Below are 10,837 nucleotides of genomic sequence, written 5' to 3' on the forward strand. Positions count from 1 at the left end.
TGTAAGAGGATGTTTTAAAAGTAGTTGGCTGTAATTTTAGGCACTTGTTGATCCCCCCAACCCCCTTAAAAAGCTACGGTGTACACACAAGTAGAATTACCCCCCTTAATCCCGCCTTGCAAAGGGGGGAAACCGGAAAATCCAGTTCCCTCCCCTTTGCAAGGGGAGGGTTAGGGTGGGGTAATTCAAGGACTGGTAGTGATTCGATAACTTGTGTGTACACCGTAGCTCCTCTTAGGAGAGAGGTTTGGAGAGAGGTCAAAAGCGACAAGTAGGGAACGAGAGAATACTAACTCGCGGCTAAATTGCCCCAACTCACATAAGGTAATTTTGCAGCCGTTGCCCGAACTTGATTAGCATTCGCCACTAACTGGCCGCAAGCATCCCACGTCCCAGAAATAAATGTGCTTCTTGTACCTTCACCGATCGCAACTGGGGCAGTGTAATCACCAATCTGCACTTGCAAAGTTTCCAGATTCACTGTCACGGCGGCTTGAGGATTTGCAGCCACTAACTCTTGCAGTTGTTTAACAGTAACAGCATCGGCTGTCACACAAGGTATACCCATTGCCACACAGTTACCGAAAAAGATTTCTGCGAAGCTCTCACCGATCAGAGCTTGGATTCCCCATTTAGCGATCGCTTGGGGTGCGTGTTCCCGCGATGAACCACAGCCGAAGTTACGGTTAACTATTAAAATCTTTGCACCTTGGTACTGCGGTTGATCAAAGGAATGTTCACCTTTTAGTGCTGTTCGGTCATCAATAAACGCGCCTTCGCCTAAACCATCAAAGGTGATGGCTTTCAAATAACGGGCGGGAATGATGCGATCGGTATCTATATCATTGCCAATTAGCGGTATACCACGCCCTGAAACTGTTTTAACTTCACTGACCATAAATTTTACCTATCACCTAAATGACTGCCTGTTAGAGATTTTGCGTAACCCCTTCCTTAACAGGCTACCGTTTACATACAAATCTTTTAGAGTTACTGCGTAATATAGGGTAAATTAATTTTTGCAAGTCGATGCAACTAAGGTGCAGGTCGATACAACTAAGGTGCGAGTCGATGCAACTAAGGTGCGAGTCGATGCAACTAAGATGTGAGTCGATACAACTAAGATGTGAGTTGATACAACTCAATACGGTTTGGTTAAGGTGCATGAGTCCTTAAAGATCCCCCTTAGTCCCCCCTTAAAAAGGGGTAAATAGAGCCGTTTTTAGCCCCCCATTTTAAGGGGGGTTGGGGGGATCAAGTCTTAACCGAACTGTATTGCGATACAACTAAGATGTGAGTCAAAAAAAGACTTGTGTGTACACCATAGCCCTAGCAGAAGAAGAAATGGCGAAGCTGGGAGAGGTTACAGCAACTCGCGCACATCAGAGACTTCGCCTTTAATTGCAGCGGTGGCGACCATTGCTGGACTCATCAGCAATGTCCGACCGGAAGAAGAACCTTGTCTTCCCTTAAAATTGCGGTTAGATGAGGAGGCGCTGATTTGTCTTCCTTGTAGCTTATCAGGGTTCATCGCTAGGCACATAGAACATCCTGGCTCACGCCACTCAAATCCGGCTTCCTGAAAGATTTTATCTAGTCCTTCAGCTTCCGCCTCTTGCTTCACCCTTTCAGAACCGGGGACAACAAACGCTTTAACTCCTTCTGCAACATGGCGGCCTTTGGCGATTTTTGCAGCTTCTCGCAAATCACTAATCCTGCCGTTGGTGCAACTACCAATAAAGCAAACATCAATTTTGGTGCCCTTAATGGGTTGACCAGGATACAAATCCATGTAGCGGTAAGCTTCTTCAGCAATAAATCGGTCTTCTTCGAGCAGTTCTTCCGGTTGAGGCACTGACTGATTGACACCGATACCTTGACCGGGAGTAATCCCCCAAGTAACGGTAGGAGAAATTTCCGCAGCGTCGAATACGATTAGATTATCGTACTCGGCATCAGCATCACTCTTAATGGATTCCCACCAGCCCACTGCTTTATCCCAGTCTGCATCTTTGGGGGCAAAATCTCTGCCTTTAAGGTAATCGTAAGTGACTTGATCAGGATTGACGTAGCCGCATCTAGCACCGCCTTCGATCGCCATATTACAGACAGTCATCCTCTCTTCCATATTCATTTGTTCAAATGTCGTGCCCGCAAATTCGTAAGCATAGCCCACACCGCCTTTAACGCCAAGTGTGCGGATGATATGCAAGATGACATCTTTGGCGTAAACACCTGGGTTCAGACTGCCATTAACTTCAATTTTGCAGACTTTCAGCTTCGAGAGAGCGAGGGTTTGGGAAGCAAGAACATCCCGGACTTGGCTAGTACCGATGCCAAATGCGATCGCACCAAAAGCCCCATGACTTGAAGTGTGGCTATCTCCACAAGCGATCGTCATTCCTGGTTGGGTCAGCCCTTGTTCTGGAGCGATGACATGAACTATACCCTGATTACCAGAACCAATATTATAAAAAGTGATGTCATTTTGTTGACAGTTATTTTCGAGCGCCTGGATCATCTCCTCTGCCAAGCGATCAACGAAGGGACGTGCCTGATTTTCTGTTGGCACAATATGATCGACTGTGGCAACAGTACGCTCTGGAAACAGTACTTTTAAATTTCGCTCGCCTAACATTGCAAAAGCTTGAGGACTGGTGACTTCATGAATTAGGTGAAGCCCAATAAATAGTTGCGTCAGCCCTGAGGGAAGTGTACCAACGGTGTGTAAGTCCCAAACTTTATCAAACAGGGTACCTTTGCTCATACGTCAATCAATATTTAAAGAGTCCGGCCTTAAATAGTATCAAAATATAGTCTGTGTTTTTTAGATTACTTGATTTTAGTTACATCTTTGCCAAGAATTACGCCTAACGATTCAAATTGCGGCTAATACCATTTCACTTTAATAAAGTTACAAATGCGTGGGTAAGGGTTTAGCACTGCTAAACCCCTACAAAAAATTTATATGTATCAAGATTTTCGTGAATTGGGATAAGAAGCGTTTAAATGCAGAGGAACGCATTGATATTGTAATACTCTGCAATGCCATTGCAAGAGAACGCATTGCCATTGCAGAATATTACCAAATTGAATTTGCTACGAATTAATCAAATCCTCTACTTAAACAGTTACGAAATAGCTGGCACTAAGGCTGAGGCTGGTGGTGCTTTGAATGATCGCAATTAGTTCGAGACTACTTTCATTTACAAATAAGGCTGTACCTGTGGTGAAACCAGTCGGCACTGCTCCCAAGCTATAACTTGCATTAAAGCTAGACAATTGGATCGTGTCTTCCAAAGCATTGAAATCAGCAATTAGGGCATAGTCACCCAGTCCAGAAGTGCTGATATTGCCATCGCTGTAGAAGACACCCACAGTAGTACCTAGCACAAAGCGATCGCTTCCAGCGCCACCAGTCAAGCGGTCAAATTCACCAACACCTCTGCCAACTGATGCATCTGCTCCTGTCAGCACGTCGATACCGTCATCTCCAAACAGGCGATCGCTACCAGTGCCACCGAAGACAGAATCATTACCACGTCCACCATAGACAAGATCGTTACCACTATCCCCAAACAGGGAATCGTTAGCATCGCCACCTGTAATGTAGTCATTTCCGGCATTGCCACGAATGGTATCATTGGCTGCACCACCTGCCTGAACGTCGTTGTTCACAGTACCCGAAAGACTCAGAGCAACAACAGCTTTATTGTTTTTAGTGCCGGCATCGTTCTGCCCACTAAATCCAGCATTAACTACTGTGTTCAAGTTCAACAGAGTGCCGTTGGATTGAATAAAGCTATTGCCTTGGAGTAACTCTGTATACAGGGTGTGGGCATAGCTATGATTCCCAACAAAATTCCATTGTCCGGGCTGAAATAGGTCATTCCAGTTGGCATAGACATCTAGAATAGCCAACCGATCATCATAGCCCAGAGTTTCACTAGTATGGACAGATGTAACACGAATAGCATCAGTTGGATCTAAGCGATCGCTTGCTGCTTTGCCTTCAAACTCAGGCCCTGCTGCATCTAGTCCTACTATTTGAGCAATAGAACGCCCAGTAGATTGACGGTAGGTAGAGCCAGCAAATCCCGCAACGTGCGCTCCTAGACTATGCCCGATCAAGTTAGTGTAAGTGGGATCTACGCCATTATTTATTAAGTAAGTAGCCAATTGATTGCCGACATCGCGCGTTCTGCCTGCGGAAGTGGGATACCAGAAGGAACTAGCTCCTTCTTCCCAATCTACGAGAATGATATTAGCATTAGATTCTCGCTGTCGAATAGTTTGGGCGATGTTTTCCATCCAGTCGGTGGGGTTGTAGTTATTACCTGCGTTACCACCAGTGCTTTGATAACCATGAATAATAACATAGGTTGGTGCATCAGAATTAATGCTCCCCGAACGGTTGATAGAACCGTTACCCCAAACGTTAAAGTTGACTTGAACCATCTTCAAAGATCCTGTGTTTAAAATTGATTAACAGCAAGAATTTACCTTACTTATAAATCATGCCACCGCTATGAGTCAAAATTTTTATAGATGAAAACACAGGTACAGTCAAAATGGATATTAAAAATGGCTTTGTCGGCGCTGTTGGCAACACACCCCTGATTCGCTTAAACAGTTTCAGTGCAGAAACAGGGTGTGAAATCCTTGGTAAAGCAGAATTTCTCAATCCTGGTGGTTCCGTCAAAGACCGCGCCGCACTTTACATCATCGAAGATGCCGAAGCGAAAGGTTTACTCAAACCTGGTGGCACCGTTGTCGAAGGAACCGCTGGTAATACTGGCATTGGACTAGCACATATTTGCAACGCCAAAGGCTACAAATGCCTAATTATTATTCCCGATACTCAGTCACAAGAAAAGATAGACGCACTAACAGCACTAGGAGCAGAAGTTCGTCCCGTCCCTGCTGTACCTTACAAAGACCCGAACAATTACGTCAAGCTATCTGGCAGAGTCGCTGCTGAGTTAGACAATGCCATTTGGGCGAATCAGTTTGATAACTTAGCCAACCGCCGCGCCCACTACGAAACTACAGGGCGGGAGATTTGGGAGCAGACAGATGGTAAAATAGATGCCTGGATAGCTGCAACTGGTACTGGTGGTACTTTTGCTGGTGTGGCATTGTACTTGAAAGAACAAAATCCGGCGATTAAATGCGTTGTTGCCGATCCGTTGGGTAGTGGACTTTATAGCTATGTCAAAACCGGCGAAATCAAGATGGAAGGAAGTTCCATCACCGAAGGCATTGGTAACGGTCGTGTCACAGCCAACATGGAAGGCGCACCTGCTGATGATGCTATCCAAATCGATGACAAAGAAGCTTTACGGGTAGTTTACCAACTGCTGAGGAAAGATGGGCTATTGATGGGCGGTTCAACGGGTATTAATGTTGGGGCAGCTGTTGCTTTAGCAAAGCAGTTGGGAGCAGGACATACTATTGTTACCATCTTGTGTGATAGTGGTTCTCGGTATCAGTCACGGATATTCAACCCTGAGTGGCTAGCCTCAAAAGGACTTTCAATAGATTAGTCATTAGTCATTAGTTTCCGACTTTTGACAAAGGACAAAGGATAAAGAATAAATAACATCTGCAATCTTGTTGACTGAAGCGAGGCATCCAATGAATATCCAGCATCTGCGTCAATCCTTAAAACAAAAGTGGCTGATTTACTACGAGCAAAATATTTCCTGGCTAGTCAAAATGCGAATTTGGGGCACTTACGATAGTCTACGCCGTCCTTTGTCTGGTTTTATCTTGGCAACACTGTCTGTTTTGGAACCCCAGTTTGATGAAATACTGGCTTTTATGCTGGATCTGAATAACGATCCAGATAAAATAGTCGCCGCTTTAGGTCTTAACTTCAATCCTGATCAAGAGTTACGTTTAATAAAATCAGAACATTCTCTGGCTACAAACCAAGTTGAAAGCGAGTCGCCAGATGAGAACCATTCTGAGGATAAACATCTGTCATCGGTTATAACTGCCAGTAAGCTTACGCCTTATCCTCTTGCCAAGATTATAGACTCCAACTTGCCACGCGCCGATCAACTTGTGCCATCATTTATAGCTATCGGTGAGGTAGTTCACACACGTAAACCTGAGTTGGTAGCAGCAGCAACTAAAATTGCTCCAGATACTCCGGTAAAAACGCCATCTCCCGGTTTACCAAGCGAATATCAACCACTTCGATCGCCATCCCTTAAACGCCTCCCTTCAGTAGCATTGCTGACAATGACTGCTGAGGTTGACAGCAAAGCCAAAACTATACCATTTGTGGCATTGGCTACCGAAGTTAAAAGCAACGACAAAACAGTGCGTAGTTGCCTTACAGCTTGTCGTCAGACATCACTATCTGCTCGACTGCCTTTCGGTACATCCCTAGCAATTACTACGGAGATTTCTAGTAATGGCAAACCAGTGCGATCGCTCCTTGGGCGGCTCCCTTCTGGAGCATCGCTAGCAATTACTACTGAGGTTAAGAGCAACGACAAACATCCCACCATACCACCACAAGACGTTAAAAGTAAAGTGAATTTATCACCCACTAATGCTCGTAGTCTAGCTTCTTGGGTAGATGAATTTTGTCACGGCACTCGCAATAAAGAAGAAGATATTTTTCTTTGAATTGCTTATGGGTACTCGTGAGAAACAAACGGAATTTCTACTATTTCACCCTCAGTTTCTCCCACTTGAACTTTCAAGCCCACACCACCAGCTTTGGTACGGATGTAACCTAGTCCAAAATAACCATCAGCAGTTTCTGTATAACTGGTAAGTTTGCCGACCTTTTCATCTCCGACTGCGATCGCACTTCCAATTTCCGCAGGTGCACTGAGCCTGATACCCAAAAGTTGTTGTTTTACACCTTTATATGTGTTTAACCGGGCGATGGTTTCTTGCCCAATATAGCAACCTTTATTAAAAGAAATTGTTTGCCACAAACCAACTTCCAAAGGATTGTAATCATCTGTAAGTTCCGCATCTGGGGCGGGGCGGCCTTGGATGATTCGCAACGTATCCCAAGCGCGATCGCTCATCTCTACTGCCCCAGCCTCTAACAATTTGTTCCACACCGAAGATTTATCAGTATATGGGAAAGTCAAAGTGTATCCGGGGGCAGCTAACCCACTACCCACAGCAATTCGCACTCCCTCCGCTGAAGCAATCGTGTATACTTGGTGACTACCGTAAGGTTGCTCGATGAGTTCGCCAATACCTAACTTTTCTAAAATAGCGTCGCTTCCTGGGCCAATAAGGCTAAAGGTATTGGTGTGTTCTGTAATATCAGACAATTCCACCTTGTCGGCAAAGAAAATATATTTATCCAGCCATTCCAGCAGAAACTGGCGGCGATTGGGCGAAACTAGCAGAATTACTGCATCTTCTGTAACATAGGCGGTTGCTAAATCAATTGTCCTGGCTGTAGAGGTGACGAAAACCGTATCACAACCTTGTCCCGGCTTGAGTATTTGGAAATTGTTAGTACTTTGGTTGTGCAGAAAGTTGAGGCGATCGTCGCCAGAGACTTTGATGCGTCCCCAGAGGGAGCGATCGCATATAGCAACCCCAACTTTTGCGGCTTGGATAGCTGCTGCGTCTTTATCGTCAATTATAGATATTGGCATGGTGATGAGAAGTTGCCCTGTTTCAATGTTATCGCATTGGAAATCTTAGCAAATAAGCGTTTGCGGCTTCAATAGCGTAGGGGCGAGGCGATCGCTCAAGTAGAAAGCGACTGGATCTGTTTGAAATAGTTATTTAAAGTTTTTTGTAATTATGGACGATGCATATTATTAGTTTTAAAATCTTAATGGTCAAATTTAGTTGAAGTACAGCAGGTTTTTCTTAAAGCTGAAGCTGTTGGTAATTTTACAGTTTTCGATATTAAAGGAGATAAATATCGCTTGATTGAGTGATTCTACCCATCCCCGAAAACATTGCTCAAATTCTTTGGGGTTGATTTTCTCAAATACTCTTCTAAATGTATCTGGACTGGGTATTCCGAATGGTAGTTCTAGAAACATCTCCAACCAGTCTTTTTTATCAGAATTCGCGGAAAACCCCATGCTCTTAGCTTGGGGATGGATAGCGGTCTGCGAAGCGAAGCCCAGTTGTCAATCATTCTTTTCCGCCTGACTGTCCTTTAATATAAGCTTTAACTATTTCCAATGGCGCTCCGCCACATGAAACTACGCATTTAGAATCATGCCATAATTTAACTTTTTCACCCCAGTAAAACTTACCTATTTCTGATTTGTATTGTTGCCTTAGAATCCTGCTGGAAGCAGACTTAAGCGAAGCCATTAAATCAGAAATATTGTTGTCTGGATGTAGATTGATAAGTATTTGCACATGGTCAGGCTCTCCATTAAATTCCTCAAGGATGCACAAATTAGCAGTCAATACCCGCACAAAAATAGGCTCCATATCTGCAAGCATCGCTTCTGTAAAAACTAACCTACGAAACTTAGTTATAAAAACCATGTGTAGATGAATGTCAAAAACTACGTGCGCTCCTTTTCTTAAAAAGTTCTGCGCCGGGAGACCCGGACGCACAGACTTTTCGCTCCTTAAACTATCTCTACTCACTTCGAGTCAGCCCTAAAATCTATGGTATAGTATTGAGAGTAACATAATTACACGGTTCGACTGATGCTGTATGGTTGCCAACAAATACTATTAAATCCTGACAATGATCTAAAGGCAATCTTGGAGTTTTTGTGTAGTGAATCAACAAAACTCTCTAATTGCGGAACTTATTATGCACGTCAGCTTTACTTTAAAACTGGTAAAATCCCTAGCAAGTTTGATTTAAATAATGAACTGGCTGACAACATTCATTTTGCGGCAATGTACTCCCAAGCAGCACAGCAATGTTTGATGAGTGTAGCCGAGTCATTTAAATCATTCGTGGGACTACTCAAAGGGATAAAGAATGGCACTGTAACACAGAAACCAAAGCTTCCAGGCTATCGAAATGGCGGCTTAAGCTTGGTAACATATCCGGCTCAAGCGATAAAATTAAAGCCCGAAGGTTTACGTTTTCCGTTGGGTAGTAAGGTTAAAACATGGTTTGGTCTAGCAGAATTTTACTTACCCATGCCCTCAAATCTTGAACATAAGCAAATTAGAGAGTACCGGATTCTCCCTAGAAACGGTCAATTCTATCTTGAACTTGTTTACAAACTTCCAACTATTGAATCTGACGTTTACATGAGCAGAGCGTTAGGAATTGATCCTGGTTTAAACAACTGGTTAACGTGTGTTTCTAATGTCGGTACATCTTTAATCATTGATGGTTTGCACCTTAAATCTTTGAATCAGTGGTACAACAAACGAGTTTCGACCCTTAAGGATAATCAGCCTCAAGGCTTTTGGAGTCATCAGTTAGCAGGTATTACCGAAAAGCGAAATAGGCAGGTTAGAGATGCTGTCAACAAGGCGGCTCGGTTGGTTCTGAATCATTGTCTAGATAATCGCATTGGTACGGTTGTCTTTGGGTGGAATGAAGGTCAGCGCCAAAATATTAATCTTGGTAGTAAGACCAATCAAAAGTTTGTGCAAATTCCTACTGCCAGATTGAAAGATAGAATTGGTCAACTCTGTCAACAGTACGGGTTGAAGTTTGAGGAAACTGAAGAAAGTTACACAAGCTTATGTCGTTTAAAATGCTTACAACGCTTACAGGGTAATAGTTTCACTTTGTTTACATTTTCTACAACGTTATTTATTCCTGGAAGGCTCAAAAAGATAGGATTGATAAAAAGCTGCGATCGTTAAACCTAGCTGGACAATCCTCAGATATAGCAAAATTTTAAATACTACACGGTTACAACACAATATAGTTGAAGAATATTCCACATGAATTAGCTACAATAAACTTCCAAGCAACAAGTTGGTTATTGGTAGCTGTAACCACAAGTATAATTAATTAATTATATAAAATAGTGCTGAAATTTTAATTTCATCATCAGGTATAAAATTTATATATAAATATTTATAGAATAATTAATTATTTTTAACTGTTAAATTCTAAAATGTCCAGACTAAAACAGTTAATTAAATATTTATAGATATTCGATAGACCATCTCAATTATTGGGAAGACTAAAATTACCCTTTTCTCACCATAAATATATTTAATGAGTGTGCCTGGATAATGAACAGTATGCATGAAAATCCTGTCCTTACTGCTAGGACTGATAAAGCCAAAATCTAATAAGCTTGAAATCGAATGCTACGCTCAAGCTGATAGTGGGCTTGAGACGCAACAAATTCAGCAGATTATGGAGTGGCTGTTTGCTAGTCTAATGGATGCAGGATACCTTGGTAGGTCGCATCTGATTTGGGATCTAGGCGAACAGGACTGGAAACAAGTAGTGCTGATGGGACTTTTAAAGGATGAGCCAGTGTTTCTATACCGTTGCGGCGATAGACCATCATTGGCTCCAGCGCGTTGTTGCTGGCGATTAATGACAGAATACCCATCCCTACGAATTTATCAACTAGAGGTTGAAGAAGGTTAGCTGCTTGCAATCACACTCTTGGCAAACGCATCCCTTTTTGCTTGGATACTTAAGTATCCAATAAACTAGGCGCACTGAGGAGCGATCGCTTCACAAAGATTATGAATGATTTTTTACAGGGTCAGGTTGTGGGAGTGGGATTGTGAGGTTATAAAAAACTTTTTATAAGGACAGACTTATATATCTTAAGATTAGTAAACGGGAATCGTTATTTTTCGTCTTAAATTTGTAGCTTACTAAAAACGTGAGGTTATACTGCACTTGAGTAATCTATGACACGCCGTCAGTATAGTA

9 protein-coding genes and 2 pseudogenes are annotated in these 10,837 nt (G+C 43.0%); 5 read left to right on the forward strand and 6 right to left on the reverse strand.

The features are described 5' to 3' along the window. Positions 1 to 289: 289 nt before the first annotated feature. The 3 genes from leuD to ACEW80_RS08665 form a co-directional block, all read right to left on the reverse strand. A complete protein-coding gene (gene leuD / locus ACEW80_RS08655; RefSeq protein WP_373526203.1) occupies positions 290 to 898 on the reverse strand; it encodes a 3-isopropylmalate dehydratase small subunit in 609 nt (202 codons plus the stop codon). 465 nt (positions 899 to 1,363) lie between these two features. After that, on the reverse strand, positions 1,364 to 2,767 hold the full coding sequence (leuC, locus tag ACEW80_RS08660; RefSeq protein ID WP_373526204.1) for a 3-isopropylmalate dehydratase large subunit: 1,404 nt from the start codon (positions 2,765 to 2,767) through the stop codon (positions 1,364 to 1,366). 356 nt (positions 2,768 to 3,123) lie between these two features. Beyond that, positions 3,124 to 4,458, reverse strand: a complete 1,335-nt coding sequence (locus ACEW80_RS08665) for a hypothetical protein (RefSeq protein WP_373526205.1) — start codon at positions 4,456 to 4,458, stop codon at positions 3,124 to 3,126. 113 nt (positions 4,459 to 4,571) lie between these two features. Between ACEW80_RS08665 and ACEW80_RS08670 the strand changes: the two genes are divergently transcribed. After that, positions 4,572 to 5,546 carry a cysteine synthase A gene (locus tag ACEW80_RS08670; RefSeq protein ID WP_373526206.1) on the forward strand — a complete coding sequence of 325 codons (975 nt, stop codon included), beginning with the start codon at positions 4,572 to 4,574 and terminating at the stop codon, positions 5,544 to 5,546. Positions 5,547 to 5,637: 91 nt separating this feature from the next. Next, on the forward strand, positions 5,638 to 6,642 hold the full coding sequence (locus ACEW80_RS08675; RefSeq protein ID WP_373526207.1) for a DUF5331 domain-containing protein: 1,005 nt from the start codon (positions 5,638 to 5,640) through the stop codon (positions 6,640 to 6,642). 5 nt (positions 6,643 to 6,647) lie between these two features. Here the strand turns inward: ACEW80_RS08675 and ACEW80_RS08680 are convergent, their stop codons facing one another. Then, the gene (locus ACEW80_RS08680) at positions 6,648 to 7,643 is read right to left on the reverse strand and encodes a folate-binding protein YgfZ (protein WP_373526208.1); all 996 of its coding nucleotides are present in this window, start codon (positions 7,641 to 7,643) and stop codon (positions 6,648 to 6,650) included. 186 nt (positions 7,644 to 7,829) lie between these two features. Here ACEW80_RS08680 and ACEW80_RS08685 point away from each other — a divergent pair. After that, positions 7,830 to 7,928 (forward strand): annotated as a pseudogene (locus tag ACEW80_RS08685) (type II toxin-antitoxin system HigB family toxin); the annotation flags it as partial. A 21-nt stretch (positions 7,929 to 7,949) separates the two neighbouring features. On the opposite strand, the pseudogene ACEW80_RS08690 reads toward ACEW80_RS08685, so the two are convergent. Together ACEW80_RS08690 and tnpA are read right to left on the reverse strand one after the other, a co-directional pair. Continuing rightward, a pseudogene (locus ACEW80_RS08690) lies at positions 7,950 to 8,084 on the reverse strand (transposase family protein); the annotation flags it as partial. A 52-nt stretch (positions 8,085 to 8,136) separates the two neighbouring features. Further along, on the reverse strand, positions 8,137 to 8,574 hold the full coding sequence (gene tnpA, locus ACEW80_RS08695; RefSeq protein ID WP_373526211.1) for an IS200/IS605 family transposase: 438 nt from the start codon (positions 8,572 to 8,574) through the stop codon (positions 8,137 to 8,139). A gap of 96 nt (positions 8,575 to 8,670) precedes the next feature. Between tnpA and ACEW80_RS08700 the strand changes: the two genes are divergently transcribed. Further along, positions 8,671 to 9,798, forward strand: coding sequence for an RNA-guided endonuclease InsQ/TnpB family protein (locus tag ACEW80_RS08700; RefSeq protein WP_373526209.1), 1,128 nt, complete (start codon positions 8,671 to 8,673; stop codon positions 9,796 to 9,798). Positions 9,799 to 10,189: 391 nt separating this feature from the next. After that, a complete protein-coding gene (locus tag ACEW80_RS08705) occupies positions 10,190 to 10,543 on the forward strand; it encodes a hypothetical protein (protein ID WP_373526210.1) in 354 nt (117 codons plus the stop codon). Positions 10,544 to 10,837: the final 294 nt, after the last annotated feature.

The organism is Nostoc sp. (assembly GCF_041747015.1).
In the GTDB taxonomy this organism is placed as follows: domain Bacteria; phylum Cyanobacteriota; class Cyanobacteriia; order Cyanobacteriales; family Nostocaceae; genus Nostoc.